Raw genomic sequence first — 26,580 nt, 5'->3', positions numbered from 1 at the left:
CGGTATCGCGCTTTCCGGTAGATCCACGCCATGCGTGGATGCAGACGATCAACGGAAATTGTTGCGCAGGCCGTTCCAGCACTGCTGGTAATCGCCCTGCCGGTGGCTTGCTGCCAGCGCCTGCGCGGTCGGGCGGATCACCCCACGGGTCTCGAACATGAAGGCCATGGTGTCCTTGATCACATCCGGCTTGGACAGATCCGCATTGGAGGCCTTGTCGAAGGTCGGGGCATCCGGACCGTGGCCGCTCATGCAGTTGTGCAGCGACGCACCGCCCGGCACGAAGCCTTCGGCCTTGGCGTCGTAGGCACCATGCACCAGGCCCATGAACTCGCTGGCGATGTTGCGGTGGAACCACGGCGGGCGGAACGTGTTCTGCGCCACCAGCCAGCGCGGCGGGAAGATCGCAAAGTCCATGTTGCTGGTGCCCGGGGTGTCGCTGGGCGAGTGCAGCACCAGGAAGATCGACGGATCCGGGTGGTCGTGGCTGATCGAGCCGATGGTGTTGAAGCGGCGCAGATCATAGCGGTACGGCGCGTAGTTGCCGTGCCAGGCGACCACGTCCAGCGGCGAATGATTGATCGGCGCACGCCACAGGCGGCCGTCGAACTTGGCAATCAGTTCGAAATCGCCGTCGACGTCTTCGAACGCGGCATGCGGGGTCTCGAAATCGCGCGGATTGGCCAGGCCGTTGGAACCGATCGGGCCCAGGTCGGGCAGCTTCAGCAGTGCGCCGAAGTTCTCGCAGATGTAGCCGCGGCTCGGGCCATCCGGCAGCTCGACGCGGAAGCGCACGCCGCGCGGAATCACCGCGATTTGCTGCGGTTCGATCTCGATCACGCCCAGCTCGGTCAGCAGGCGCAGGCTGCCCAGCTGCGGCACGATCAGCAGTTCGCCGTCGGCGTCGTAGAAGTAGCGGCCGACCATGTCACGGTTGGCCGCGTACAGATGGATGCCGACACCGGCATGCGCGTCGGGCGAGCCGTTGCCGCCCATCGTGTACAGGCCTTCGACGAAATCGGTGGGCAGTTCCGGCAGCGGCAGCGGGCTCCAGCGCAGCTGGTTCGGCGAAGCCGGCTGTGCACTGAAATCGCACTGCAGCTGCGATTGCGCGAAGGGAGTGAACTCACCGTGGGTAACCGCCGGACGGATCCGGTACAGCCAGCTGCGGCGATTGCTGCCGCGCGGTGCGGTGAATGCGGTACCGGTCAGCTGCTCGGCATACAGGCCATGGGCCACCTTCTGCGGCGAGTTCTGGCCGACGGGCAGCGCACCGGGCACGGCCTCGCTGGCGAACTCGTTGCCGAAACCGGACTGGTAGCCGCGGGCGGTGATGGAGGGAGACATGGGGGTTCCTGGAAGCCTGGGGAAAGCCGCCGGGCGTGGCCCGGCGCTACCGGTGGAGAAGGTGCCGTTGTGGAAACCTTACAGCACGCCGCGGCGGATCTGGTCGCGTTCGATGCTCTCGAACAGCGCGGTGAAGTTGCCTTCGCCGAAGCCTTCGTTGCCTTTGCGCTGGATGATCTCGAAGAAGATCGGGCCGATGCAGTTCTGGGTGAAGATCTGCAGCAGCTTGCGCTGGTGGGTTTCCGGGTCGGCGTCGATCAGGATCTTGTTCTTCGCCAGGCGGGCGACGTCCTCACCGTGGTTGGGCACGCGCTGGTCGATCACATCGAAGTAGGTCTCCGGCGTGTCGAGGAAATCCACGCCCTGCGCGCGCATGGCTTCGACCGTTTCGTAGATGTTCTCGGTGAAGCAGGCGATGTGCTGGATGCCCTCGCCCTTGTACGCATCCAGGTACTCGTTGATCTGGCTCTTCGGGTCGGACGATTCGTTCAGCGGAATGCGCACGATGCCATCCGGCGCGGTCATCGCCTTGGACACCAGGCCGGTCTTCAGGCCCTTGATGTCGAAGTAGCGGATCTCGCGGAAGTTGAACAGGCGCTCGTAATAGTCCGACCACTGCTGCATGTTGCCGAAGTACAGGTTGTGGGTCAGGTGGTCGATGAAGGTCAGGCCGAAGCCCTTCGGGCGCAGCTCGGCGCCGGCGATCAGCTCGTAGTCGCCATCGAAGATGCTGCCGGCATCGCCGTAGCGGTCCACCAGGTACAGCATGCAGTCACCGATGCCCTTGATGACCGGGGCGTTCACCGCCTTGCTATCCGGCTTGAAGGCGATGGCTTCGGCGCCATTGCCCAGCGCGGTCTGGTAGACCTCCGCGCCCGGCTTCTTGAAGCGGATGGCGAAGCCGCAGGCGCACGGGCCGTGCTTTTCAGCGAAGTCGGCGGCGAACGAATCGGGGTCTTCATTGACCAGGAAGTTGACGTCGCCCTGGCGATAGACGGTAATCGGACGCTGCTTGTGCTTGAGCACCGCGCTGAAGCCCATCTTGCGGAAGTACTCGTGCAGCTCGGCACCACGGCCGGCCGGTGCGGCGAATTCGACGAACTCGAAGCCGTCGATGCCCATCGGGTTTTCGAAGGTGGTGACCTGCATGCCGGGGTTGGGATGCGAGGCGGACGGGACTGCGGTATTCATGGCGTGGCTCCGAATCGGTGCCGCATCGGCACAAACCAGGTGCGGGCGGGGTTGGACCCGGCGAGAATGCAGGGTACGGACCCAACACTTATAGTTACACTTGAAACCACCAGCAAGGTGCACCGCAACATGAGCCCCGCCGATCCCGTTTCCACCCGCCTGCGTGCCTCCCACGTCCTGCTCGACCTGGAACAGTTCCTGCCGTACCGGCTGAGCGTGCTGTCCAACCGGGTCAGCGGCAACATCGCCAAGCTGTACGGCGACCGCTATGGCCTGGCCATTCCGGAGTGGCGGGTGATCACCATCCTGGCGCTGTACCCCGGGTCGTCGGCCAGCGAGGTCTCCGACCGCACGGCGATGGACAAGGTCGCGGTCAGCCGCGCGGTGGCCCGCCTGCTGGAGCGCGGTTTCATCAAGCGTGAGACGCATGGCGATGACCGCCGCCGTTCGGTGTTGGCGCTGTCGGCGGCGGGGTTCGAGGTATACGAGACGATCGCGCCGATGGTGATCGAGATCACCCGCAAGCTGATGTCGGTGCTGAGCGAGGAAGAGGAGCAGGTGCTGGAGAAGCTGATCCTGCGCCTGGCCGGCGATGGCCTGGAGCGGATGGGCGAAGGGGTCTGACCCCGGGGCGGCGCCCCCCCGCCGCCGCTCTTGGTAGGTGTCGACCTTGGTCGACAAATGGATCCACGCCAGGCGTGGATGATGTCGCGGGCTGCGCTGTGAGGGATCCGGCGCAGGCCATTGATGACGTGCAACGCGCGGCGTTCATTGCCCGCCGACGAACGGTCTTTCAGCTGGGTTCGACTCGACATGTCGCGTTTACCGCCTGATGTCTCGGAATGGGGCCGGTAGAGTCCTGATCCACAGAGCGGCTGTATCGACATTCGCGCATCGAGTGGCATTGCCTATTGGACGGCGGGCTGCACAGGCCTGAGGGTGGGAACGCAGCGGCGCTCCGCTGCCGGGGTTGAAAGCCCGATGATCCGAAGGAAACCACGCCGCACCCGTCGCCGCCCATCGCGGGCGGCAACGACTCGCGCTGCCCTGCTTTGGCGGGCGGTGCGTGGGGCCGCATGGCCGCCGTTCTCCTTCGGATCACGGTCTTTCAACCACGCACCGCCTGCCGCCTTCCCGGCGGCCCGCCACGGAGCTTCGCCATGACACGCCCCCATCACCCCACCACCGGGCCCATCGACCGCGATGCCGACCTGCAGCGCATCGATGAGGCCTTGGCCACACTGGAAACCGTCACCGAGGCCTGGCTTGAGCATCATCGCCTGAAGGCCTGCCAGCCAGGCCTGCTGCTGTCGTTGAACCGGCTGCTTGACCTGACCAGTCTCGCCAAGGGCTATGCCAGTGCGTTGCGGGTGATTGCCGAACCCTGAGATGCGGATGGAGGAGCATCCACGCATGGCGTGGATCTACCGCATCACGCACACGGATGGATCCGCACCATAGGTGGGTGCGCTATGGCGCTTCCCAGTAGATCCACGCCATGCGTGGATGACCCACTCGATCAGCTCAGATGCTTGCGCCGCGCATGGATCCACGGCACCGCAAGCGCGCCGATGGCGCCACCGGCAAAGCCCAGCGAGGCGGCGACAGTGGCCGCTTCGACCGCCCCGGGCAACGCCAGTGCGGCAGTGACCAGCAGCAGCGACGGCAGGCCGACGAAGGTGCCCAGGAAGAACGGCCAGCGCGGCGACCAGGTGTTGAGCTGCAGCAGGCTGACCGGCTGCCACGCTTCGGACGAGGCATCTTCGGCGATCTTCGCCACCACTCTGCCCAGATCCACTTCTGGCAGCAGCTTGCCCGGACGGGCGGCGGCAATCGCCTCGGCCACGGCCTCGACGGGCGGGAAGCTGCCCGGCCACGCCACCGGTGCCGGCACGCCATAGGCGGTCAGCAGCGGCACGCTCAGCCATGGCGCCACCAGCGGACGCAGCCTGCGCCGCCCATGCACACACCAGATCTGCGGCTGGCCGTGTGCGGTCACGCTGTACAACGCCAGCTCGCTCGGCGGCGGGTAGCCCAGCATGGTCACCCGGGCCGCCAGGCTGTCCTGTTCCATCGCACGCAGGAAGCCGGGACGGCTGCGCCCTTCCTGCATCCAGGCCAGGCCAAGCGCGCCGACCAGATAGGCCTCGGCGACATCCTTGCTGCCCGCGTTGGCGCGGTCATCACTGGCCAGGTACCAGGCCAGTGACTTCGGTTCGGGCACATCGGCCAGGCCCCAGCGGCTGTCGTCGCCCAGCACATGGCGCACCGGCAGGCGGGCCGGTGCGGTTTCACCACGCTCAGCGGGCTGCAGGAACGGCAGCACGCCCTGCACGAAACTGGACAGGTCGATCGCACGCACGCCGTTGCCGTGCCATTCCGGCGGCAGCAGGCCGGCCAGCTGTCCTTCGGCGGCGAGTCGATCCAGCCGCGCCTTCTGTTCCACCAGCTTCTGCACCGCGCCTTTCAGCACCACGTTGTCGGGCAGGGCGATCTGCGGCAGCCGATGCCGCGGCGGTGCCAACTCCAGCGTGTCGTCGCCGGTGCCGGCGTCATCCAGCAGCGCTTCCTGCGCAGGCAGGCTCACGCCATCGGGTGCCTCTCCTTCGGCCAACGGGCTGGCAGGTTCGGGCAGGCGTTCGGCGTGGTCGCTGTGCATGGGCGCTCCGGTCGCGCCGGGTGGCGCAGTGAGGTCCTTGCCATTAACGGCCGAAGGGTAATGATCTGTAGATCCACGCCACGCGTGGATGTCCGGGCAGCGGGCGGGAAACGCCGGGCGCTACCGGTCAGGCGCCCACTGCTTGAGGAACGCCATCACGCGTGCGGTCTGCACGGCATTGCCCTTGCGCATTGCTTCGCTGGGCTGCGGCGCCAGCAGGGTGCCGTCGGCATCGATCACCAGCAGGTGCGGGTGCTCGCCTTCGAGCGGCGGGAACTGGCCGAGGAACGCCGCGTTCGGGTTCTCGGCGCTGTCGTTGACCTTCACCCACACGTAGTGGGCATCACGGAAGCGGCGCAGATCGCCATTGCCTTCCACGGCTTCATCCAGCGCATGGCAGGGCTCGCACGCGGCGTTGCCCACTTCCAGGATGATGCGCTTGTTGCCGCGCTGGGCCTCGACCTTGGCCGTTTCCAGGTCGGCAACGGGATTGCGGACGGGGTCGAACTGCGCGCCAAGCCCGGCAATGGCGGCGATGTCGGCCGCCGCCGGGGTGTTGCCCGAGGCCACCGGTTCGCTGGGGTCAGCGACCGGTGGCTCGGTGGGGCGAGTGTCGAGGGGCTGCGTGGGCTCGGGGGCCGCGGGAGGTTGAGGCTGCGAACAGGCGCCGATCAGCGCCGCACACACCACTGCCACCACTGCACCACCGAACGATGTACGCATGCCCACTACCCTCTCATTACTTCACGCCATGCATCAGCTTGTTGATCAGCGGCGCGACCAGGAACAGGACCACACCCGAACCGATCAAGGCCCAGAAGCCGAAGGTATACCCCTTCAGGGCCGATTCGACCGTCATGCCGCCTTCACCGCTGACCGCACCGGCAAAGATGCCCGACAGGTTGTTGCCGATGCCGGTGGACAGGAACCAGCCACCCATGCCGAAACCGACCAGGCGCACCGGGGCCAGCTTGGTCACCATCGACAGGCCGATCGGCGACAGGCACAGCTCACCGACCGACTGGATGACGTAGACCATGAACAGGGTCCAGAACGGGATCTTGCCGTCCACGACCATGGTCGACAGGGCGAACATCAGCAGGGCGAAGGCCGCGCCGTTGAACAGCAGGCCGAGGCCGAACTTGCGCGGAATGGACGGATTGGCGCGGCCCAGGGCCACCCAGATCCAGGCGATGATCGGCGCCAGGGTGATGATCGCCACCGAGTTGACCGACTGGAACCACGCGGTCGGGAAGGTCCACTCACCCAGCTGGCGGTTGACGATGTTCTCGGCCAGGAAGGTGAAGGAGCTGCCGGCCTGTTCGAAGAACATCCAGAACATGACGTTGAAGGCGAAGATGATCAGCATGGCGATCACGCGGTCGCGCTGCACCTTGCCCTCGCGGATGCCTTCCACCAGCAGCAGCACGGCCAGGGCAGCGAACATCACGCCGAGGATCCAGGCCAGCGCGGTGGCGCCGGTGGCGAGCAGGAAGTAGGCCACCGGAATGGCGAACAGCGAACCGACCAGCACCATGACGATGCGGCCGAAGCCTTCGGCACCGGCCGGCGGTGCGCCGATGCCCTTCAGGCCGGCACGACCGATGTAGAACCACACCAGCGAGATCAGCATGCCCACGCCGGAAGCGATGAACACGACCTTGTAGGACGGCATTTCCGAGGTGCCGAAGACCTTGCGGGCCAGGTACTCGGTCAGCACCGGAGCGATCATCGCGCCGATGTTGATGCCCATGTAGAAGATGGTGAAGCCCGAGTCGCGGCGTTCGTCCTTCAGGCCGTACAGCTTGCCGACCATGGTCGAGATGTTGGGCTTGAACAGACCGTTGCCGACGATGATCGTGGCCAGGCCGAGCTTGAAGATGTGCTCCTGCGGCAGCGAGATCATGAACAGGCCGACGGCCATGATGATCGCGCCGGTCAGGATCGAGCGCTGGTAACCCAGTACGCGGTCGGCGACGTAACCGCCGAAGATCGCCGCGGCATACACCAGCGCCAGGTAGGCGCCGTAGATGCGGCTGGCGTCGCCTTCACCGGCGGCGTTGCCGTTGTAGAACTGGGCAACGATGTACAGCACCAACGCCCAGCGGATGCCGTAGAACGCAAAGCGCTCCCAGAACTCGGTCATGAACAGCATCCACAACGGGCGCGGGTGGCCCATCGTGGTGTTGAAGTCCGGCAGCGCCGGCTCTGGGGTGTTCGCAGTGGCGTTTACGCTCATGCGGAATTCCTGGTTCGGTGGATGGAGGCACGTCCGATGTGCGGTGAAGCAACGCGCGAGGATCACCGACTTCTGGCGTTCACGTCAAATACACGCCGTTTGAGGCAGGTCGCAGCCTGCTCGCTGAACTTGCATCTGAAACGATCCAGCCAGCCGCGGGCGGCCAAGCTGAATGGGGATCAGGCCAGATCCGGCGGGGGCGCGGCCTGCAGGGTGGTGCGTACCTGGAACAATTCAGGGAAGAAGGTCAGTTCCAGCGCCTTGGCCAGGAAGCCCACGCCGGACGAGCCGCCGGTGCCGCGCTTGAAGCCGATCACCCGCATCACCGTGCGCATGTGGCGGAACCGCCACAGCTGGAAGGCCGTTTCCAGGTCCACCAGGTCCTCGCACAGCGCGTACTCGCGCCAGTAGCGGTCGGTGTCCTGGTAGATGCGTTCGAAGACCGGCTGCAGGCTGTCGTCGGCCACGTGTGGCTGGGTCCAGTCGTGCGCCTCGTACACCGCCGGCACGGCGTGGCCGAAGCGGGCCAGGTACTTCAGGAATTCCTCGTACAGGCTCGGCGCCTCCAGCACGGTGCGCAGCTGCGCCTGCCCGGCCGTGTCGTGCTCGAACACCTGCAGCATCTGCGCGTTCTTGTTGCCCAGCAGGAACTCGATGTAGCGGTACTGCAGCGACTGGAAGCCCGAGGACGGGCCCAGCACGTCGCGGAAGCCCATGTACTCGGACGGGGTGAGCGTTTCCAGCACCGACCACTGCTCGGTCAGCTGGCGCAGCACCTGCTTGCTGCGCGCCAGCACCTTGCGGCACTGCCAGACCTCATCGCGCTGCAGGAAGCCGATCGCCGCACCCAGCTCGTGGCCCAGCAGCTTCAGCCACAGCTCGGAGGTCTGGTGCTGGATGATGAAGAGCATCTCGTCGTGATGCGGCGGGTTGGACAGCGGCTGCTGCGCGCTGAGCAGCTGGTCCAGCCGCAGGTAGCCGCCGTAGGTCAGCCGCCCCTGCAGATCGGTGTGGATACCGGCTTCGAGATCGCGTTGGTTGTTGTCGACGGACATGGGCGGGACCAGATCGGGGGCGGCAAGGGTAGCGCGTTGCCGCCGCGCTGGCAGCCGTGATGACCGTACCGGGGCGTGCGGTAGGGCTGTGGAACGGTGGTTGCGCGTGGAACCGTTTGCGCCGTTCTACTGGCGCTCAGCCCAGCGTCGCTTGTGATGCTTTGCAGCAATGGCTGAATACGTTGAAGTTATTGGCATCATGCGCCCGGAAGGGGGTACAAAGGCCGGTGGGCCGTGCTGCGCCGCAGGACGGCTTTTTCGTACGCATTCCTTAACATGGCGATTCATATCATTTGTAACTTCTCTGTCGAAGGTGCAGTACGCAATGACGGTTGCCGCTGAGTTCAAGATCGAATACCTGCAGTATCTGGACACGGACGGCACGCTCGTCCGCGATGACCTGCCCGAAGCCCTGCGCGACCCACGCGCGTTGCTGCCGATGTTCAAGCAGATGCTGTTCGTGCGCGTGTTCGACGGCAAGTCGATCGCGCTGCAGCGCACCGGCAAGCTGGGCACCTACGCCGCATGCCTCGGCCACGAAGCCGCGCATGTGGGCATCGGCGCCTCGATGCAGAAGGACGACGTGTTCGCACCGTCCTACCGCGAGTACGGCGCGATGTTCATGCGTGGCGTGCGCCCGCACGACGTGCTGATGTACTGGGGCGGCGACGAGCGCGGCAACGACTACGGTGGCAATGCCGCCAAGGACTTCCCGTTCTGCGTGCCGATTTCCACCCAGTGCCTGCACGCCGCAGGCGCTGCGCTGAAGTTCAAGCTCAACAAGGAACCGCAGATCGCGGTGGCCGTATGCGGCGACGGTGGCAGTTCCAAGACCGACTTCTACGCGGCCTTGAATTCGGCCGGTGCCTACAAGCTGCCGCTGATCCTGTGCATCGTCAACAACGGCTGGGCCATCTCGGTCCCGCGTTCGGCGCAGACCGGTGCCGAGACGCTGGCACAGAAGGGCCTGGCCGGCGGCCTGCACTGCCTGCAGGTGGACGGCAACGACCTGATCGCGGTGATGGCCGCCATGCTGCAGGCGCGCGAGCGTGCGCTGGCCGGCGACGGCGGCACCGTGCTGGAACTGATGACCTACCGCCTGTCCGACCACACCACCGCCGATGACGCCCGTCGCTACCGCGACGACGCCGAAGTGAAGGATGCCTGGCAGCGCGAGCCGATGCTGCGCCTGCGCAAGTACCTGACCAACGCCGGTGTCTGGAGCGAGGAAGAAGAAGCTGCCTGGACCGCCGAGTGCGGCAAGCGCGTGGACGAGGAAGTGAACCTGTACCTCAACACGCCGGTGCAGCCGGTCGAGGCGATGTTCGATTTCCTCTATGCCGACCCGCCGCAGGACCTGCTGGCCCAGCGTGCCCAGGCGATCGCCCTGGAGCAGCGCCATGGATGAGATCAAGAACGGCGCGTCCAGCGCGCACACCAACGCCGCCGACAGCGCTGCCGTCGCGCGCGGAGAACAGAACATGACCGACACCCCGATCACCCTCATCGAAGCCATCACCCAGGCGCTGGCCTGGGAGCTGGAGCACGACAAGTCGGTGCTGGTGCTGGGCGAAGACGTGGGCGTCAACGGCGGCGTGTTCCGCGCCACCGCCGGCCTGCAGCAGCGCTTCGGCGCCGACCGCATCCTCGACACCCCGCTGGATGAAACCACCATCGCCGGCCTCACCATCGGCCTGGCCGCACAGGGCATGAAGCCGGTGGCCGAAGCGCAGTTCGATGGCTTCATGTACCCGATGGTCGACCACATCATCTGCCACGCCGCGCGCCTGCGTTACCGCACCCGTGGCCGCCTGCACTGCCCGATGGTGCTGCGCGTGCCGTGGGGTGGCGGCATCCGTGCGCCGGAGCACCACAGCGAGGCCAACGAAGCGATCTTCACCAACGTGCCGGGCCTGCGCGTGGTGCTGCCGTCCTCGCCGCAGCGCGCCTATGGCCTGCTGCTGGCCGCGATCCGCGAGCCGGATCCGGTGATCTACATGGAGCCCAAGCGCATCTACCGCCAGTACAAGGAAGTGGTCGTCAACGACGGCGAAGCCCTGCCGCTGGACGTGTGCTTCGTGCTGCGCGATGGCACCGACGTGACCCTGGTGACCTGGGGTGCGCAGGTGAAGGAAGCGCTGGAAGCGGCCGACAAGCTGGCCGGCGAAGGCATCAGTGCCGAAGTCATCGACGTGGCTACGCTGCGTCCGCTGGACTTTGCCACCATCGCCGAGTCGGTGGCCAAGACCGGCCGCTGCGTGATCGTGCAGGAGGCCCCGAAGACCGCGGGCTTCGGCGCGGAAATCGCCGCACGCCTGGCCGAGGAATCGATCTACGACCTGCTGGCTCCGGTCGAGCGCGTCACCGGTTACGACACCCACATTCCGCTGTTCCGCCTGGAGATGAAGTACCTGCCGAGCGTGGAGCGGATCGTGGCGGCGGCCAAGCGCGCGGTGGCGGCAGGCTGACATGCGGGCCCGCCTTCTCGGGGCTTACCGCAGCCAGTATCCCAACCCGCTCCGGTTCCGCACCGGCCAGATCGTCGAAGTAGGTGTACGTGACGAGGAATGGCCGGCGTTTGCCTGGGTGCGCACCAGCGATGGGCGCGCCGGATGGGCACCGGTAGCGTGGTTGCAGCTGTTGGACGATGGTCGCGCCGAAGCCCTGCGCGACTACGACGCCCGCGAGCTGGATGTGGAGAACGGCGAGATGGTCAAGCTTCATCACGAACACGGCGGGTGGTGGTGGTCCGAGCGCGCCAATGGCGCGACGGGCTGGTTGCCTGCCCGCGAACTGGAACTGCTGGAAGAGAACTGCAAATGAGCCAGACCAAGAACTTCAACCTGCCCGACCTGGGCGAAGGCCTGCCGGACGCGACCATCGTCGAGTGGTTCGTCAAGGAAGGCGATGTGATCAAGCTGGACGAGCCGCTGGTCTCGATGGAGACCGCCAAGGCCGTCGTCGAAGTGCCCTCGCCGTTCTCCGGCACGGTGCTGAAGCTGTCCGGCGCTGCCGGCGACATCATCCCGACCGGCGCGGTGCTGGCCAGCTTCGCGCTGGACCCGAACCTGCCGCAGCGTGCCGATGGTCAGGACACCGGCCACAGCCACGGCCATGCCGCTCCGGCTGCCGCCGCAGCTCCGACGCCGCCGCCGCTTCCCACCGCAGCCGCCCCGGTGGCTGCAGAAGAAGCCAAGCCGGCCGCCGCCGAGCGTGATGACGCCGGCACCGTGGTCGGCGCGATGCAGAGCTCCAACGCTGTGCACGCCGAACAGGCGCTGGCCGTGGGCGGCGTCAAGGCCGTGCCGGCGGTGCGTGCCACCGCGCGCAAGCTGGGCGTGGACCTGAGCCGCGTACGTGCCACCGGCGCCGATGGCGCGGTGACCATGGCCGACGTCAAACAGGCCGCCGCCGACGGCAGTGCGAAGATCGGCGCGGCTCCGGCAGCGGTTGCTGCACCGGCTGCCGCCGCACCGGCGCCGGCCCAGGTGGCCGCACCGGTACAGTCCGACGCACGCACCCCGCTGTCTGCTGCCGGCAAGCCGATGCGCACCCAGCCGCCGGGCGTGGTCGCCAAGGGCCAGCCGGAACCGCTGAAGGGCGTGCGCCGCAACATGGCCCGCGTCATGGCCGATGCGCACAGCAAGGTCGTGCCGACCACGCTGAACGACGACGCCGACATCCACGCCTGGCTGCCGGGCAACGACGTCACCGCGCGCCTGGTGCGCTCGATCGTGGTCGCCGCGCAGAAGGTGCCGGCGATGAACGCCTGGTTCGACGGTGAAGCGCTGACCCGCACCCTGCACGCGCAGGTGGACATCGGCATCGCCGTGGATACCGACGACGGCCTGTTCGTGCCGGCCCTGCGCAACGCCGACATGCTCGACGCGCGTGGCATCCGTGAAGGCGTGAACCGTCTGCGCGAGCAGGTGGAAGCGCGTTCGATCGCGGCCTCGGAACTAAGCGGCTACACCATCTCGCTGTCCAACTTCGGCATGTTCGCCGGCCGCTACGCGACCCCGGTCGTGGTGCCGCCGTGCGTGGCCATCGTCGGTGCCGGCCGTGCCCGCCACCAGATGACCCCGGTGATGGGCGGCGTGGAAGCGCACAAGGTCATTCCGCTGTCGGTGACCTTCGACCACCGCGCCGCCACCGGCGGTGAAGCGGCCCGCTTCCTGCGCGCGATGATGGACGATCTGGCGCTGGCCAGCTGACCGGTAGGTGCCAACCTTGGTTGGCACATGAGTTGAAAAACGCCGGGCATTGCCCGGCGTTTTTTTGTGCCTGCTCCACTATGTCGCCCAGCCATGCTCGGCTGCTTTTCAGTAGATCCACGCCATGCGTGGATGAAGGCATGAAACAAGCCGAGCTTGGGCTCTGCTATACGAAATTCCTGGATCAATCGCGCGCGACCATGCCCTCGGCGCGGCTGTAGACACGCAGGCGGTGGCCATCGGGGTCGACACCGACGAAGGTGTGCCCGAATTCCAGCGTTACCGGCGCCTGGGCGATCTGCACACCGAGTGCGCGCCAGGCATCGTGCAACTGCCGCACTTCATCAGGATTGGCCACCACCATCGCCAGCTCGGCTGCACCGCCCTCCGCATCCACTGGCGGCTGCACGTCATCGCGCTGCCACAGGCCGAGCGCGGCGCCATCGCCGAGCAGGAACAGGGCAAAGCCGGGCGACTGTTCGACCGGTGCCGTGCCGAGGATGCCGCTGTAGAAGGTGGCACTGGTGGCAACGTCGCGCACGTACTGCAGCAGGGTGCTTGGCTTGAACATGGGAAAGCTCCGTGGTTGGGAGCGGTCATGGTGGCCCTGCCCTGCTGACAGATCCTGTCAGCAGTGTCGAGCAGGCTCGACTGCCTTTGCTCTGGCTTTGGTAGATGTCGAGCTTGCTCGACTGCTCTCCGCGAAGAGCAAGAGCGTCGAGCAAGCTCGACACCTACCGAGCGCAGAGAGCGAAGAGCAAGAGCGTCGAGCAAGCTCGACATCTACCAAAGCCAGAGCAACGACCAGAAGCAGTCGAGGAAGCTCGACCTCGTCACGAACGGTCCAGCCAATCCGGAGCGATGCCCTGCGCCTTCTGCCAGCGCCGCAACAAGGTCGCGCGTGGCACCAGGTAGTGCTCTTCCAACGCACGCACATGGCGAATGCGATCCAGGCGGAAATGACGGAAGTCTTCGCGGCCCTCGCACCACGCCGCCAGCATCGGCACTTCATCGAAGTACCCCAGTGCGAACGGCCAGACCACGCGCTCGGTACGCCGGCCCTGCGCATCTTCATAGGCAAACTGCAGCCGCTGCTGCGTGCCCACCGCTTCGCGCACGGCCTGCAGCCGCGCCGGGGGTACCTTGGCCGTCGTTCGCGATGGCCCCACCCGCAGGCCGCTGTCACGCAGCGCATCGCGTCGCGCCGCCGGCAGCACGTGCGCAATGCGCGCCAGGGCATCACGCGCGGCCTCGGCCAGGGCCGGCTCGGTGCGTGCCGCCACCCAGCGCAGGCCAAGCACCAGCGCGTCGATCTCGGCCGGTGGCAAGGTCAGCGGCGGCAGCACATCGCCCGGTTCCAGCTGGTAGCCGACACCGGCTTCCCCGCGCAGGTCGGCGCCCTGCTCGCGCAGCGTTTCAATATCGCGGTAAAGCGTACGCAGGCTGATGCCCAGTTCCTCGGCCAGCGCCTGCCCGGCCACCGGCCGGCGATGGCGGCGCAGTACCTGAAGCAGCTGGTTCAGGCGCAGCGCGCGGGACATCAGCCGACCAGATCGCGCGACGGCACCACGTGCTCGCCCGGCTTTGCCGCCAGCGCCGCATCCACCAGCGCGTGGGCAATCTCCGGTGCCGGATTGATCCGCCACGCACGTGGCAACACCGGCCCCAGCACACCCAGCACCTGCAGCGCGAAGTGTTCGCCACGGCGGACCTCCTGCCGCTCACCGCCGATCAGCCCCGGCCGCACCAGCGTCAGCGACGGGAAACCCAGCGCGCGCAGGTCGCGCTCCAGCTCGCCTTTGACCCGGCTGTAGAAGATCGACGAACGCGGGTTGGCGCCTGCGGCCGAGTTCAGCGCGAAGGCCTGGGCACCCTGCGCAAGGGCCAGGCGGGCGAAGGCCAGCGGATAGTCGTGATCGATGCGATGGAACGCCTCGCGGCTGCCGGCCTGGGCGATGGTGCTGCCCAGGGCGCAGACCACCGCGTCCACCCGGGCCCAGTCCGGCGCATCGGGCAGCCGGGCGAAGTCGAGCACCGGGTTGTGCAGTTTCCCGTGCGGCGCAGCCAGCGGGCGACGGCTGGGCGCGACCACGGCGCTGCAGCGGGGGTCGGCCAGCAGCTGCGACAGGGCGTGGCCTCCGACCAGTCCCGTCGCCCCCAGCAACATCACACGCATACCCACCTCCACTGCGGCATCCTGTCGCCCATCCTATCGGTTCAAGCCACCGCCGGTTGCGCCGATATGCTGTGACCAGCCCCCCTGCCATCCCAGGATGCGTTCCATGACGGACCAGCCCGACCCCCGCCCTGCCCCCGGCACCGCCATCGGGCCGCCTGCGCGCGTGCGCGCGGTGGTCGATGACGGGCGCGGCGATCGGGTGGTACTGCAGGGCGGTAGCAGCGTGGCGTTGCAGCAGCTGTTTGCCGGGGCCGATGCCCCCGAGCCGCTGCTGGCCGCCTTCGCCAATGGCATGGCCACCCTGCCGGGCGAGCTGGGCGACATGGGTGATCGCCTGCAATCAGCACAGGCCAGTGCCGATTGGCCGCGCTATGGCCGGGCGATGCGGCAGCTGATCGATAAATACATCCGCACCATCGACCAGCACTCGCCCGATGGCCAGCCCGACAGCCTGCGCCTGTCCGAGCAGCTGCGGTTGCTGCTGGGCGGCGCGGTGGTCGCGCTGCTGCAGCACGATCCCGACCTGCGCGAGCAGGCGCAGGCCCTGGCCATACGCCTGCGCCAATGGCAACCGGGCGCGGCACTGGAACCGATCGAACAGGGCGCGCGCGAGCTGGGCCACCAGATCGGCGTGCGCGCCGAAAGCTGGCAGGAACAGCAGGCGTTGTTGCTTGAGTTGTTCGCCCTGCTGCTGGAGAACGTCAGCGAGTTGCTGGATGACCGCAGTTGGCTGCAGGGCCAGATCGCGGCCGTGCGCCAGTTGCTGGCCGGACCGCTGGAAGCCGAATCGGTCGAGCGCACCCGCGCCGAGCTGCGCGAGGTGATCTACAAGCAGGGCCTGCTGCGGCAGGGAATCGACGATTCGAAAGCGGCCATGCGTAGCTTGATGGGCGAGTTCATCGAGCGCATGGATGGCATGGCTGCCAGCACCGGTGAATACCACGACCGCATCGGCAGCTACGCGCTGCAGTTGCGCGAGGCGCGCAGCATCGCCGACCTCAACCACCTGCTGCAGGAAGTGATGCAGGACACCGGCAAAGTGCAGCAGCAGGCGGCGCAGGCGCGCGATCACCTGGCCAGCGCGCGGCAGGAAGTGGAACGCGCCGAACAGCGCATCAACCAGCTGGAACAGGATCTGCGCGCGGCCGGCGATCTGGCGCGTATCGATCCGTTGACCCAGGCCCTGAACCGGCGTGGCCTGGATGAACTGCTGCAGCGCGAGCTGGCCCGCGCCGCACGCAACCACTCGCCGCTCGGACTGGCGGTGATCGACCTGGATGATTTCCACCAGACCAACGACGAACACGGCCATGCCGGCGGCGACGCGCTGCTGCAGCACCTGGTGGCGGTGTGCCGCCTGCTGCTGCGTGCCACTGATGGCATCGCCCGGCTGGGCGGCGACGAGTTCGTGCTGGTGCTTCCCGAAACCCCCGGCGCGGACAGCATGGCCACGGTGCAGCGGCTGCAGCGCTCACTGGCGCATCGCGTGCTGACCCTGCAGGAGCGGCGCATCCCCGTGCATTTCAGCGCGGGCCTGGCGCAATGGCAGCCGGGAGACGATGCCGATACGCTGCTGCGGCGCGCCGATGACGCGCTGTACGCAGCAAAGCGCCAAGGCAAGAACCGGGTACACGCGGGCTAGCTCGCGGGTGGGTGCCAACCTTGGTTGGTGCTTGCGGGAATAAAACCGCCTACCAAGGTCGGCCTCTACCGGGCAAGGCGCCGGAAACCGCTGGGTAGGCGCCAACCTTGGTTGGCACGCGCGGGCAACAAACCGCCGACCAAGGTCGGCCTCTACCGGGCAAGGCACCGGAAACCGCTGGGTAGGTGCCAACCTTGGTTGGCACGCGCGGACAACAAACCGCCGACCAAGGTCGGCCTCTACCGGGCAAGGCGCCGGAAACCGCTGGGTAGGTGCCAACCTTGGTTGGCACGCGCGGACAACAAACCGCCGACCAAGGTCGGCCTCTACCGGGCGAGGCGCCGGAAACCGCTGGGTAGGTGCCAACCTTGGTTGGCACGCGCGGACAACAAACCGCCGACCAAGGCCGGCCTCTACCGGGCAAGGCGCCGGAAACCGCTGGGTAGGGTGCCAACCTTGGTTGGCACGTGCGGGCAACAAACCGCCGACCAATGTCGGCCTCTACCGGGCAAGGCGCCGGAAACCGCTGGGTAGGTGCCAACCTTGGTTGGCACGCGCGGACAACAAACCGCCGACCAAGGTCGGCCTCTACCGGGCGAGGCGCCGGAAACCGCCGGGTAGGTGCCAACCTTGGTTGGCACGTGCGGACAACAAACCGCCGACCAAGGTCGGCCTCTTCCGGGCAAGGCACCGGAAACCGCTGGGTAGGTGCCAACCTTGGTTGGCACGCGCGGACAACAAACCGCCGACCAAGGTCGGCCTCTTCCGGGCAGCGGGCCGGCGCTTACTTGCCGCGCAGCTTCTGAAACCCGGTCACCGCCGCCAGCACGATGGCACCGGCGATGATGCCGACCACCATGTTGCCCAGCGCGTTGACCAGCCAGCCCCACTGGCCTTCACCGCCCAGCGCCTGCACCGCGTGGTGCAGCGCCGGCACGTTGTGCACCAGGATGCCGCCACCAACCAGGAACATCGCTGCGGTACCGGCCACCGACAGGAACTTCATCAGCCACGGTGCCGACACCAGCAGGCCACGGCCGACTGCCGCCAGCGCCGCGCCCTTGCGCGACAGGTACAGGCCCAGGTCGTCCAGCTTGACGATGCCGGCGACCAGCCCGTAGACGAACACGGTCATCGCCAGCGCGATCACCACCAGGGTGCTGACCTGGTTGATGAACGACGCCGTGGCAACCACGCCCAGCGACAGCACGATGATTTCGGCCGAGAGGATGAAGTCGGTGCGGATGGCGCCCTTCACCTTGTCCTTTTCCCACGCGACCATGTCCACCTGCGCATCGGCCAGCGCCTTGCGCCGCTCGGCCTGGTGTTCGGCGTCCTCATCGGCAGAATGCAGGAAACGGTGCGCCAGCTTCTCCACGCCCTCGAAGCACAGGAAGGCGCCGCCGATCATCATCAGCGGCACGATCAGCGGCACGTTCCAGCCGCGGCTGTGCAGCCAGGCTTCCAGCGCACTGATCGCCAGCGCCGCCGGCACCAGGATCACCTTGTTCACCAGCGAGCCCTTGGCCACCGCCCACACCACCGGCAATTCACGGTTGGCGTTGACGCCGGTTACCTGCTGCGCGTTCAGCGCCAGGTCGTCGCCCAGCACGCCGGCGGTCTTCTTGGCGGCGACCTTGGTCAGCACCGAGACGTCGTCGAGCAGGGAGGCGATATCGTCAAGCAGGGCAAACAGGCTGGCACCGGCCATGGGGGATCCAGTAAAGGGAATGAGCGGATTCTGACCGATCCGGCGCCACCTGCGGTAGCGGGTTCACCGCGCGCCCACCGGGCGGCAGGGACACTGGAAGCGTAATCCGGTCCCGCCGGCGGCGGGATCACGGACATCGGGTCGTCGTCTTCGAGGAGTGTCGTTTGAGCAATCCGTCCACCGCCACAGGCAATCCGCCGCTGATCAGAGGCATGAACCGGCGCAGCCAGATCCTGCGCCTGCTGATGCGCTACCGCCATTCCGGCGTGTTCTCCGGCATGAACCTGGACGCTGCCGGCAGCCACACCGACGTGCCACCGGACGGCAATCCGGAGCAGTTCGTCAGTGACCTGGAAGCGCTGGGGCCCACCTTCGTCAAGCTGGGGCAGATGCTGTCGACCCGCCCGGACATGGTGCCGGTGGAGTTCGCCACCGCGCTGGAGCGCATGCAGGAGAAGGTGGCGCCGATTCCGGTCGAACGCATCCACGCCATCGTCGAGCAGGAGCTGGGGGCGCCGGTGAACAAGCTGTTCGCCGCATTCGACCCACAACCGCTGGGCTGCGCGTCGATCGCCCAGGTGCACCGCGCGGTACTGCATGACGGCCGCGAGGTAGCGGTGAAAGTGCAGAAGCCCGAGGTGGCCGCGCAGCTGCGTTCGGATCTGGAGGTGCTGCGCAGCTTCGCCCTGGCCGCCGACCATCTGACCCAGATCGGTCGCCGCGTGCGCCTGCGCGACTGGCTCAACGAATTCGCCAAGACGCTGATGCAGGAGCTGGACTACCACGCCGAGGCCGAGAACCTGTCGCGTTTCGGCCGGCACTTGAAGCCGTTCCGGCGCCTGTGGATTCCGCAGCCGCTGTGGGACTACAGCAGCCATCGCGTGCTGACCATGGAACTGGCCACCGGCGTGCGCGTGGATGCCATTCCCGATGTGCGCCGCACCGAACAGGCGATGGACCCGCTGGCGGCGGCGCTGATCCGCGGTTACCTGGACCAGATCTTCGTGCACGGCGAAATCCACGCCGACCCGCACCCCGGCAACCTGCGGGTGATGCCTGACGGGCGCTTGGCCATCTTCGACCTGGGCATGGTCGCGCACATGCCGCCGCGGCTGCGCGAGCGCCTGCTGAAGATCCTGTTTGCCGCCGTCGATGGCCGCGGCGAGGAAGTGGCCGACGACCTGATCAGCATCAGCACGCGGCTGGAGGCATTCGATGAGGAGCGCTACCTGCGCGAGACCGGCCAGCTGATCGCACGCTATGCCGCCAGCGCGAACTTCTCCGAAGGGCGCGTGGTGCTGGACATGGTGCGCATCGCCACCTCATCCGGGTTGCGCACGCCACCGGAGCTGAGCCTGCTGGGCAAGGCGCTGCTCAACCTTGAAACCGTATGCCGCCTGCTGGCACCGGATCTGGACACGCGCCGCATCGTCGAACGCCAGCTGCAGCACGTGATGCGCGCGCGCCTGAAAAAATCGCTGTCGGCCGCCAACCTGGCCAGCGAGGCGATGGAGCTGCAGCAACTGCTGCGCGACGGGCCGCGCAAGCTGTCGGACATCATGGCGCTGCTGGCCGAGAACCGCCTGCAGATGAAGGTGACCGGGCTGGAAGAATCGCGGCTGATGGAGAACCTGCAGAAGATCGCCAACCGCGTAGCCGCCGGCATCATCAGCGCCGCGTTGATCATGGCGGCGGCAATGATGATGAAGATCGACACCGGCTGGCATGTGCTGGGCTATCCCGCCATCGCACTGGTGCTGTTGTTGATCGGCGTGGTGCTTGGGCTGGGCATCGTGACCAGCGCATTGTTGTTCGATCGCCGTGCGCGTTCGCGCGAGGAACGCGGGCATCGATAGTGTCGCATCCACGCTCGGCGTGGATCAGCGAAAACAGTGCATTCATGCAGTTTTTAATGCAATCGAGCGTGAGTTTTCACGCTCGATTTACGTTCGCAGCGTGATATCGCGCGCTCGATTTCAACAAACATTTCAGTCAGGTTCGTGCATGCACTATCGGGTCATCGGCCTGTCATGCAGATGTGCTTGCAGCAGCGCCGGTCGGATGGACACGCGTCGGTACGACGTCCATCGCCACCCCGTCACTGCCGAAGCTGCCTATGCTCTGGATTCTGCTGCTGTCGCTGTTGCTGCTGTCCTGGTTGTTCCTCGCGTCCGCAAAGTGGGTGTGGTGGAAAGCAGGCTTGTTCTCGCTGTTGCTGCTGGCGCTCAGTGCCTGGTGGCTGATCGACAAGCTGTCCGGTGACGGACTCAACGCCGCCACCCTGTACCACCTGGGTGCGGACATGGAAGGCGCCGGAGTCGCCGACTTCAAGGGCTATATCGCCGGCTTCATCGTGCTGGCCGCCGTGTCGCTGCTGCCGCTGTTCGCTACGCGGGTGAAGCGTTGGCGCCGCCCCACAGCCGGTGGTGCATGGTTTGCCGGTTTCGCCGTGCTGTGGGTGGCCACGATCATGATCAGTCCATTGGCACGTGACGGGCAGCGCCTCTATCAGCAGCTGCGCCCGGTGGATTTCGCCCGTATCGCCCCCGAATACCAGGTGCCCACGCAGGCCCTGCAGCGCCCACGCAACATCGTCTGGATCTACGGCGAGAGCCTGGAGCGCACCTATCTGGATGAGGCCGTGTTTCCCGGCCTGATGCCCAATCTCAACCGCTTGGCGGCCAGGTCGCTGGATGTACGCGGCCTGGCCTCGGCCGAAGGCGGTGGCTGGACCATCGCCGGCCTGGTGTCGTCGATGTGCGGCGTGCCGCTGACCACCTCGCAGGGGGATGAGAACAGCATGGACCGCATGGGCAGCTTCCTGCCCAAGGCCGTGTGCCTGGGCGATTATCTCAAGCAGCAGGGCTACACCAACCATTACCTGGGTGGTGCCAACGGCCAGTTCGCCGGCAAGGGCCAGTTCCTGGCCAGCCACGGCTTCGATGAAGTGCATGACCTGGCGTGGTTCAAGCAGCAGAAGAAGATCGGCCGTATCCACTACTCGGCGTGGGGCGTGCATGACGACGTGCTGCTGGACACCGCCTACCAGCGCTTCGAGCAGCTGTCGCGACAGGATGCGCCGTTCATGCTGACCACGCTGACCATGGACACGCACCACCCGGCCGGGCACCTGCCGGTGGCCTGCAAGGGCGAGCGCTACCAGAGCCAGTACGGCAACATCGGCATGCTCAATGCGCTCAAGTGCACCGACCGCCTGATCTCGCAGCTGGTCGAACGCATCCAGGCCAGCCCGTACGGCAAGGACACGTTGATCGTGATCGCCTCCGATCACCTGGCCATGCCCAATGACCTCAGCCATATCCTGACCAAGCAGAAGCGCGAGAACCTGCTGTTGTTCCTCGGTGATGGCGTCGCCCCGCGCCAGCTGGCCGCTGAAGACGGCTCGACCCTGGATTCCGGGGCCACCCTGCTCAGCCTGCTCGATCCGAACCTGCAGACGATGGGCTTTGGCCGTTCGCTGCTGGACGACAAGCGCGCGCCGAGTGCCAGCGCCGCGGCACGCCGCGATGGCGGCCGCGATTATCCGCAGTACCTGGCCTTCGCCCGCTCGCTGTGGCTGGGTGAGCCGACGCGGCAGCTGAAGATCGACGGCGACGACCAGGTGGTGGTGGGCCTGCAGCACGTGCAGCCGCCGGTGCTGCTGGAATACGACAAGGACTGGGACTTGAAATCGGTGTACCTGGAAAACACCTCGCGCCAGTTCGACGATGCCGACCCGGACAACACGCTCGCCTACGTCGATCGCTGCACCGCGTTCGAGGATGGCTCGGCCGACGGCGACTGGTGCGCGCTGCTGGTGAACCGCGACAACGGCATCAAGCTGTACCGGGACGGCCAGCTGCGCAACGGCATCGACGTGGATGCACCACTGGATGCCTTCCAAGGCCCCCGCCCCAGCGTGCGCCAGGCGCACATGATCACGCAGAAGGGCCGCCGTACCCGCGCCGGCCAGTACATGCTGCAGCTGGTGGCGAGCACGCGCCCGGATCGCGGTTTCTGGATCGAAGCGGTGTCCTCGCAGCGCAAGGTGGTGCTGGCCCAGCAGTGGGTGCAGCCTGATGCCGATGGCAAGATCAACGTGTCATTCGGGCTCGACCACGAAGTGGATGATCTGGAAATCCGCGCGTGGTTGAACCATGCCGAGAAGCTGGCGGTGGATACCTTCGCACTTGTGCCCTCGCGCGGCCGACCGCGGGGGTAAAGGGGTTCGGCAGGGCTGCGCCCTGCACCTGCCGAAGCAGTAGTGCCGGCCGCTGGCCGGCAACCTCAACGGCAACAGCCAAAGCAACAGCAACAGCAACAGCTGGTGTTCCGTGGGATGGCGGGGCGGTGTGGGTTGGCAGGACACGCCGTAAACCCGTCCTTGGGGGCTCGATGGCGCCATCCATGGCGCCAACGGTCCTGCCAACCCACACCTCCCCGCCTCTGACAGATTCCTGCAGCTGTCGGTAGGTGTCGACCTTGGTCGACACTTCTGTCAGATATGGAAATCAATCCGGGGTCAGATCCGTTTTCTTACGGAAAGCGGATCTGACCCCATCTGCATGAAATCGAATATTTCGATAGTTCATTGAAGAGCATCCACGCATGGCGTGGGTCTACGTGTCGATCAAGGTCGACACCCCAGGAGCACGCCATGCAATTCCGCCAGATCGCAGAAATCTGTCGAAGGCGGGGTGGGTCCGGTTGCGGGGGTGTCCGCGGCATGGATGCCGCGGCCAAGCCCCCAATGACGGGTTTACGGCGTCCCCCGCAACCGGACCCACCCCGCCATCCCACAGGAAACCAGCTTCGGCTGTTGCTCCTGAGGTTGCCGGCCAGCGGCCGGCACTACCGCTTCGGCGGGTGCAGGGCGCAGACCGACCCTCTTACTGCGGCGGATCGCGGGTGATGTGGATGTCGGTCGGCGTGGACAGCGGGATGTTCCGCTCGGCCAGGATCTGCAGCAGGCTGAAGTACAGATCGCTGCGCGTGCCATACACCTGCCGCGGGCTGGCCACGTAGGCGAAGCTGTTGATGGTGATCTGGCCGCCAGCGATGCTGTCGATGTACACCGACGGCGCCGGCTGCTGCAGCACCGTGTTGTGGGCACCGTAGGCATCCAGCAGCGCCTGCCGCAGTCCCGCGACATCGGTGCTGGCCGGCACCGCGAACTGGATCTGGATGCGGCCTTGGTTGTTGCCCATCGTCATGTTGCGGATGGTCTTGGTGATCAGTTCCGAGTTGGGCACGATCAGCGTGGACTTGTCGCTCACCTGGATCTCGGTGGAGCGCACGTTGATGCGGCGGATGTCGCCTTCCTGATCGCCCAGCTTCACCCAGTCACCGATCTTCACCGGCCGCTCGGCCAGCAGGATCAGGCCGGAGACGAAGTTCTGGATGATCGCCTGCAGGCCGAAGCCGATACCTACCGACAGCGCACTGACCAGCAACGCCAGGTTCTTCAGGTTCAGGCCCATGGCGGTCAGCGCCCACAGCGCCACCAAGATGATGCCCACGTAGCGGGTGATCGTGCTGATTGAATTGCGCGCGCCCAGGTCCAGTTCGGTCTTGGGCAGGTAGGTGTCGGTCAACCAGCGCTGCAGCAGCTGCGTCAGCCCCAACCCGACCAGCATCACCAGCAGGGCGATGGCGATACGCGCAGGCTTGAGCGTGATGTCGCCGATGGAAATGCCGTTGGCCAGCGAAGCGACGCGCTCGACCACCGAGCCGATGTTGCCGAACGGCGCCGCCAGTGCCAGCAGCGCGATCAGCACCACGAACGTGCGCAGCACGGCAGACAGCAGCACACCGGCCTGCTCCAGCCGCGACACGCTCAGACCGGTGCTGAGCAGGATGGTCTGGCCGACCTTGCTGTCGGCGTTGAGCAGCCAGGTGGAGAAATCATCGACGAACTTGAACAGCAGCGTCGCCGCCAGCACCACGATGCTGCCGCCGATCAGCTGCTGGTTGACGAACTTGGCGAAGTTCACATAGCCCATCAGGGTGGCGATGATCGCGGCCACCACGGCGATGTTGCCAGCCACACGTGCCAGCACCAGCCAGCTGCTGCGCCGCACCGGAACGGCCGCGCCCTGGCCGTCGGCCTGCGCTTCCAGCTTCGCCTCGGCCTCGGCGGTCTGGCGCCGATGCAGGCGCGCCAGGGTCACCAGCATGGCCATGATCAGGCCCAGATAGGTCAGCGCGATCACGCCGTCCAGCGCCACCGTAGTGACGTCGCTGGTGCGGGTGGCGCGATCGATGGCCACCAGCACCGTGCTCAGCCAGGCCAGTGCCGCGGCACCCCAGGCGTACTTGCGCAGTTTCAGCGCGGCGGTGTCATCCAGGTTCAGCAGCCGCCACGAAGGCCGCTTGGGCACCAGCAGGCAGGCGCTGAGCGCGGAAATGAAGGCCGCAGCAAACGTCGCCGCCTGTACGCCTTCGGCCACGCTCTGCAGGCGCGGCGGAATCGCGCCGATGGCATCCAGTGCAGCCACCAGCACCACCACGGCGTAGCCGGGCAGCAGGGTGCCCACCAGCAGCAGCCACATGGCCAGACCAGAGCGGCGCAGGCGGCCGTCGGGGGCACGCTCGGACGCAGCGAACCGGCGCCCCAGCGCGCGCAGCCACAGGCGCAGCGGGAACATCATCACCAGTGCCGCCGCCAGCCCCAGCAGCAACGTGCCCCAGCCATGGGTGGCAATGGCCGTGGTCAGCGCGGCCCGGCCCTGCTGGGCCAAAGGGGTGACGCGGGCGATATCGTTCGGCAACTGGTCGGCCACCTGCCGCCACAGCGTTGGCGACAGTGGCGAGGCGACCTTGCGCCCCAGTTCCTCGGTGCGCTGCGCGTTGCGCTGCTTGTCGATGTCCGCACTCAACTGCTGCGCACGGACGGCACTGGACTTGGCTTGGGCAATCGATGCCGCCAGGGCATCGCGCTGGCGCGTCAGCGTGCGCCGCTGCGCCGCCAGCTCCGGCGGTTCAGTGGTGTCCTTGGGCGCCTCGCCCAGCTGCGTCAGCTGCTCGTTGAGCTGGTCCAGCTGCGGCTGCAGGGTCTTTTCCAGCGCCTCGGCATCACGCTTGGCCTGTGACGCATTTTCCGAAAGCGTGCCCAGCGTTTCGGTGGCTTCGGCATCAACACGCTTGCGCTCAACATCCTTCAGCGTGCTGTCGATCTGTGCCAGCTGCTGCTTGGGCGTGGGGTCGTCATCCTGGGCCAGCGCCGGCACAGCCAGCAGCAGCGTGCAGCACAACAGCAGGGCCAACCAGGGGCCACGCACCAGGATCGTTCGGAAGAAGGAAGACAAGCCAGCCACACCGTTTTGCGCGGACCACCGCGCCTGCGCGCGACTATACGGCAGGTACTGTAAACGGCGGATGCGCAGGCGCTGGCCGCTGGTTGCGGCTCAGTACTTCAGGCGCAGCTCTTCCACCTGCGGCTGCTGCAGCGCGTACCAGTCCTGGAATTCTTCCTCGGTGATCTCATCCGGCGCATACACCGCGATCGGGTGCCAGGCGTGGTCGGTCGGCAACGGCTGGCGCGGCCCGGCGCGCAGGCTGTAGGCCACGCCTTCGTAGTCCACCAGATCGTCCACCTGCGGCCACTGCTCGCGGGCGAACTGGGTTTCACTCTTCAACAGGATCACCTGGTACATCGGCACCTCCACTTCGGTTGGATCGGAAAAACGCGGCGCTGGCGGAAGCATACCGCTGCGCCGATGACGGCACGCGCTCCGCCCGGGCGACGGAATGTTCTGGACATGGCCCTCGCCCCGGCTTCACCCGCCCGTGGCAGTGTCCTCGGCATCGTGGAGGTCCTCTCCTGCCACGCCTGACAATGACCGACCTGCCTCCCCTGAAGACCGTCACCGACCTCAAGCTGCCCCGCTACCTGGGCACCTGGTACGAGATCGCCCGCCTGCCGATGCGCCACGAGCCGGAGGGCTGCACCGATGTGTCGGCCCATTACCAGCTGCTCGACAACGGCAACGTGGGCGTCACCAACCGCTGCCGCATGGACGGCGAGATCGAGGAAGCCACCGGTGAGGCCTGCGCGATCGACAACGACAGCGCGCGGCTGGAAGTCAGCTTCCTGCCCAAGGGCCTGCGCTGGCTGCCCTTCGCCAAGGGTGACTACTGGGTGATGCAGGTGGCGCCGGACTACAGCGTTGCCCTGGTCGGCAGCCCGGATCGCAAGTACCTGTGGCTGCTGGCACGTGAGCCCCGGCTCGATGCCACCGTGCAGGAACATTATCTGGCCAGCGCGCGCCTGCAGGGCTTCGATCTGTCCGAACTGATCCTGACCCCGCATACCGGCCACCCCACCGCCTGAGCCTGACCTCG

At 66.7% G+C, this 26,580-nt stretch carries 22 protein-coding genes; 10 read left to right on the top strand and 12 right to left on the bottom strand.

What is annotated here, in order from left to right:
• Window positions 1-48: 48 nt before the first annotated feature.
• The gene (hmgA, locus tag AC1DCU_RS07015; RefSeq protein ID WP_032976636.1) at window positions 49-1,347 is read right to left on the bottom strand and encodes a homogentisate 1,2-dioxygenase; all 1,299 of its coding nucleotides are present in this window, start codon (window positions 1,345-1,347) and stop codon (window positions 49-51) included.
• Between the two features lie 78 nt (window positions 1,348-1,425).
• The gene (gene hppD, locus AC1DCU_RS07010; RefSeq protein WP_301869906.1) at window positions 1,426-2,538 is read right to left on the bottom strand and encodes a 4-hydroxyphenylpyruvate dioxygenase; all 1,113 of its coding nucleotides are present in this window, start codon (window positions 2,536-2,538) and stop codon (window positions 1,426-1,428) included.
• A 129-nt stretch (window positions 2,539-2,667) separates the two neighbouring features.
• On the opposite strand from hppD, the gene AC1DCU_RS07005 reads away from it, so the two are divergent.
• A complete protein-coding gene (locus tag AC1DCU_RS07005; protein ID WP_049467584.1) occupies window positions 2,668-3,162 on the top strand; it encodes a MarR family winged helix-turn-helix transcriptional regulator in 495 nt (164 codons plus the stop codon).
• 536 nt (window positions 3,163-3,698) lie between these two features.
• On the top strand, window positions 3,699-3,926 hold the full coding sequence (locus tag AC1DCU_RS07000) for a hypothetical protein (protein WP_033832409.1): 228 nt from the start codon (window positions 3,699-3,701) through the stop codon (window positions 3,924-3,926).
• A gap of 131 nt (window positions 3,927-4,057) precedes the next feature.
• Here the strand turns inward: AC1DCU_RS07000 and AC1DCU_RS06995 are convergent, their stop codons facing one another.
• From AC1DCU_RS06995 to AC1DCU_RS06980, 4 genes are all read right to left on the bottom strand, one after another.
• Entirely contained in the window at window positions 4,058-5,197 is a 1,140-nt protein-coding gene (locus tag AC1DCU_RS06995) for a hypothetical protein (RefSeq protein ID WP_032976635.1), read from the bottom strand.
• 120 nt (window positions 5,198-5,317) lie between these two features.
• Window positions 5,318-5,920, bottom strand: a complete 603-nt coding sequence (locus AC1DCU_RS06990; protein ID WP_312964845.1) for a thioredoxin family protein — start codon at window positions 5,918-5,920, stop codon at window positions 5,318-5,320.
• A 16-nt stretch (window positions 5,921-5,936) separates the two neighbouring features.
• Window positions 5,937-7,436, bottom strand: a complete 1,500-nt coding sequence (locus AC1DCU_RS06985; protein WP_025874587.1) for a peptide MFS transporter — start codon at window positions 7,434-7,436, stop codon at window positions 5,937-5,939.
• 179 nt (window positions 7,437-7,615) lie between these two features.
• Complete coding sequence (locus AC1DCU_RS06980) at window positions 7,616-8,491, bottom strand: tryptophan 2,3-dioxygenase (RefSeq protein ID WP_025874586.1); 876 nt, start codon at window positions 8,489-8,491, stop codon at window positions 7,616-7,618.
• A 325-nt stretch (window positions 8,492-8,816) separates the two neighbouring features.
• On the opposite strand from AC1DCU_RS06980, the gene pdhA reads away from it, so the two are divergent.
• From pdhA to AC1DCU_RS06960, 4 genes are read left to right on the top strand one after another with little or no spacing between them, the layout of a single operon-like run.
• Entirely contained in the window at window positions 8,817-9,899 is a 1,083-nt protein-coding gene (pdhA, locus tag AC1DCU_RS06975; RefSeq protein ID WP_032976633.1) for a pyruvate dehydrogenase (acetyl-transferring) E1 component subunit alpha, read from the top strand.
• Window positions 9,892-10,959: an alpha-ketoacid dehydrogenase subunit beta gene (locus AC1DCU_RS06970; protein ID WP_025874584.1), complete on the top strand. Its 1,068-nt coding sequence runs from the start codon at window positions 9,892-9,894 to the stop codon at window positions 10,957-10,959. The genes pdhA and AC1DCU_RS06970 overlap by 8 nt, the downstream gene beginning before the upstream one ends.
• Window position 10,960: 1 nt before the next feature.
• A complete protein-coding gene (locus AC1DCU_RS06965; protein ID WP_025874583.1) occupies window positions 10,961-11,314 on the top strand; it encodes an SH3 domain-containing protein in 354 nt (117 codons plus the stop codon).
• Window positions 11,311-12,705 carry a dihydrolipoamide acetyltransferase family protein gene (locus AC1DCU_RS06960; protein ID WP_099785666.1) on the top strand — a complete coding sequence of 465 codons (1,395 nt, stop codon included), beginning with the start codon at window positions 11,311-11,313 and terminating at the stop codon, window positions 12,703-12,705. Before AC1DCU_RS06965 ends, AC1DCU_RS06960 begins: the two co-directional genes overlap by 4 nt.
• Window positions 12,706-12,889: 184 nt before the next feature.
• Here the strand turns inward: AC1DCU_RS06960 and AC1DCU_RS06955 are convergent, their stop codons facing one another.
• The 3 genes from AC1DCU_RS06955 to AC1DCU_RS06945 form a co-directional block, all read right to left on the bottom strand.
• Window positions 12,890-13,276, bottom strand: a complete 387-nt coding sequence (locus AC1DCU_RS06955; RefSeq protein WP_088101779.1) for a VOC family protein — start codon at window positions 13,274-13,276, stop codon at window positions 12,890-12,892.
• 262 nt (window positions 13,277-13,538) lie between these two features.
• A complete protein-coding gene (locus AC1DCU_RS06950) occupies window positions 13,539-14,246 on the bottom strand; it encodes a helix-turn-helix transcriptional regulator (protein ID WP_025874579.1) in 708 nt (235 codons plus the stop codon).
• Window positions 14,246-14,881, bottom strand: a complete 636-nt coding sequence (locus tag AC1DCU_RS06945; RefSeq protein WP_279208958.1) for a Rossmann-fold NAD(P)-binding domain-containing protein — start codon at window positions 14,879-14,881, stop codon at window positions 14,246-14,248. Before AC1DCU_RS06945 ends, AC1DCU_RS06950 begins: the two co-directional genes overlap by 1 nt.
• Before the next feature lie 106 nt (window positions 14,882-14,987).
• Between AC1DCU_RS06945 and AC1DCU_RS06940 the strand changes: the two genes are divergently transcribed.
• Window positions 14,988-16,526, top strand: coding sequence for a GGDEF domain-containing protein (locus tag AC1DCU_RS06940; RefSeq protein WP_312965195.1), 1,539 nt, complete (start codon window positions 14,988-14,990; stop codon window positions 16,524-16,526).
• A 784-nt stretch (window positions 16,527-17,310) separates the two neighbouring features.
• Here the strand turns inward: AC1DCU_RS06940 and AC1DCU_RS06935 are convergent.
• Entirely contained in the window at window positions 17,311-18,237 is a 927-nt protein-coding gene (locus AC1DCU_RS06935) for a DUF808 domain-containing protein (protein ID WP_025874576.1), read from the bottom strand.
• A 212-nt stretch (window positions 18,238-18,449) separates the two neighbouring features.
• Between AC1DCU_RS06935 and AC1DCU_RS06930 the strand changes: the two genes are divergently transcribed.
• Window positions 18,450-20,093, top strand: coding sequence for an ABC1 kinase family protein (locus AC1DCU_RS06930; RefSeq protein WP_223483053.1), 1,644 nt, complete (start codon window positions 18,450-18,452; stop codon window positions 20,091-20,093).
• A 260-nt stretch (window positions 20,094-20,353) separates the two neighbouring features.
• Window positions 20,354-22,459 (top strand): phosphoglycerol transferase I, encoded by a 2,106-nt coding sequence (locus AC1DCU_RS06925; RefSeq protein ID WP_313115216.1) that lies wholly within the window; start codon window positions 20,354-20,356, stop codon window positions 22,457-22,459.
• Between the two features lie 667 nt (window positions 22,460-23,126).
• On the opposite strand, the gene AC1DCU_RS06920 is transcribed toward AC1DCU_RS06925, so the two are convergent.
• Complete coding sequence (locus tag AC1DCU_RS06920) at window positions 23,127-25,553, bottom strand: DUF3772 domain-containing protein (RefSeq protein WP_442251422.1); 2,427 nt, start codon at window positions 25,551-25,553, stop codon at window positions 23,127-23,129.
• A gap of 90 nt (window positions 25,554-25,643) precedes the next feature.
• Window positions 25,644-25,892: a hypothetical protein gene (locus tag AC1DCU_RS06915; protein WP_025874572.1), complete on the bottom strand. Its 249-nt coding sequence runs from the start codon at window positions 25,890-25,892 to the stop codon at window positions 25,644-25,646.
• A 182-nt stretch (window positions 25,893-26,074) separates the two neighbouring features.
• Between AC1DCU_RS06915 and AC1DCU_RS06910 the strand changes: the two genes are divergently transcribed.
• Entirely contained in the window at window positions 26,075-26,569 is a 495-nt protein-coding gene (locus tag AC1DCU_RS06910; protein WP_033832422.1) for a lipocalin family protein, read from the top strand.
• Window positions 26,570-26,580 lie beyond the last annotated feature (11 nt).

The organism is Stenotrophomonas sp. 10L48, assembly GCF_056395105.1.
This window is presented reverse-complemented; position numbering and strand designations above follow the sequence as displayed.

Bases quoted from the DNA above. Each gene is read 5' to 3' on its own strand.
- hmgA (WP_032976636.1), bottom strand. From the start codon at position 1,347: ATGTCTCCCTCCATCACCGCCCGCGGCTACCAGTCCGGTTTCGGCAAC.
- hppD (WP_301869906.1), bottom strand. From the start codon at position 2,538: ATGAATACCGCAGTCCCGTCCGCCTCGCATCCCAACCCCGGCATGCAG.
- AC1DCU_RS07005 (WP_049467584.1), top strand. From the start codon at position 2,668: ATGAGCCCCGCCGATCCCGTTTCCACCCGCCTGCGTGCCTCCCACGTC.
- AC1DCU_RS07000 (WP_033832409.1), top strand. From the start codon at position 3,699: ATGACACGCCCCCATCACCCCACCACCGGGCCCATCGACCGCGATGCC.
- AC1DCU_RS06995 (WP_032976635.1), bottom strand. From the start codon at position 5,197: ATGCACAGCGACCACGCCGAACGCCTGCCCGAACCTGCCAGCCCGTTG.
- AC1DCU_RS06990 (WP_312964845.1), bottom strand. From the start codon at position 5,920: ATGCGTACATCGTTCGGTGGTGCAGTGGTGGCAGTGGTGTGTGCGGCG.
- AC1DCU_RS06985 (WP_025874587.1), bottom strand. From the start codon at position 7,436: ATGAGCGTAAACGCCACTGCGAACACCCCAGAGCCGGCGCTGCCGGAC.
- AC1DCU_RS06980 (WP_025874586.1), bottom strand. From the start codon at position 8,491: ATGTCCGTCGACAACAACCAACGCGATCTCGAAGCCGGTATCCACACC.
- pdhA (WP_032976633.1), top strand. From the start codon at position 8,817: ATGACGGTTGCCGCTGAGTTCAAGATCGAATACCTGCAGTATCTGGAC.
- AC1DCU_RS06970 (WP_025874584.1), top strand. From the start codon at position 9,892: ATGGATGAGATCAAGAACGGCGCGTCCAGCGCGCACACCAACGCCGCC.
- AC1DCU_RS06965 (WP_025874583.1), top strand. From the start codon at position 10,961: ATGCGGGCCCGCCTTCTCGGGGCTTACCGCAGCCAGTATCCCAACCCG.
- AC1DCU_RS06960 (WP_099785666.1), top strand. From the start codon at position 11,311: ATGAGCCAGACCAAGAACTTCAACCTGCCCGACCTGGGCGAAGGCCTG.
- AC1DCU_RS06955 (WP_088101779.1), bottom strand. From the start codon at position 13,276: ATGTTCAAGCCAAGCACCCTGCTGCAGTACGTGCGCGACGTTGCCACC.
- AC1DCU_RS06950 (WP_025874579.1), bottom strand. From the start codon at position 14,246: ATGTCCCGCGCGCTGCGCCTGAACCAGCTGCTTCAGGTACTGCGCCGC.
- AC1DCU_RS06945 (WP_279208958.1), bottom strand. From the start codon at position 14,881: ATGCGTGTGATGTTGCTGGGGGCGACGGGACTGGTCGGAGGCCACGCC.
- AC1DCU_RS06940 (WP_312965195.1), top strand. From the start codon at position 14,988: ATGACGGACCAGCCCGACCCCCGCCCTGCCCCCGGCACCGCCATCGGG.
- AC1DCU_RS06935 (WP_025874576.1), bottom strand. From the start codon at position 18,237: ATGGCCGGTGCCAGCCTGTTTGCCCTGCTTGACGATATCGCCTCCCTG.
- AC1DCU_RS06930 (WP_223483053.1), top strand. From the start codon at position 18,450: ATGAACCGGCGCAGCCAGATCCTGCGCCTGCTGATGCGCTACCGCCAT.
- AC1DCU_RS06925 (WP_313115216.1), top strand. From the start codon at position 20,354: ATGCTCTGGATTCTGCTGCTGTCGCTGTTGCTGCTGTCCTGGTTGTTC.
- AC1DCU_RS06915 (WP_025874572.1), bottom strand. From the start codon at position 25,892: ATGTACCAGGTGATCCTGTTGAAGAGTGAAACCCAGTTCGCCCGCGAG.
- AC1DCU_RS06910 (WP_033832422.1), top strand. From the start codon at position 26,075: ATGACCGACCTGCCTCCCCTGAAGACCGTCACCGACCTCAAGCTGCCC.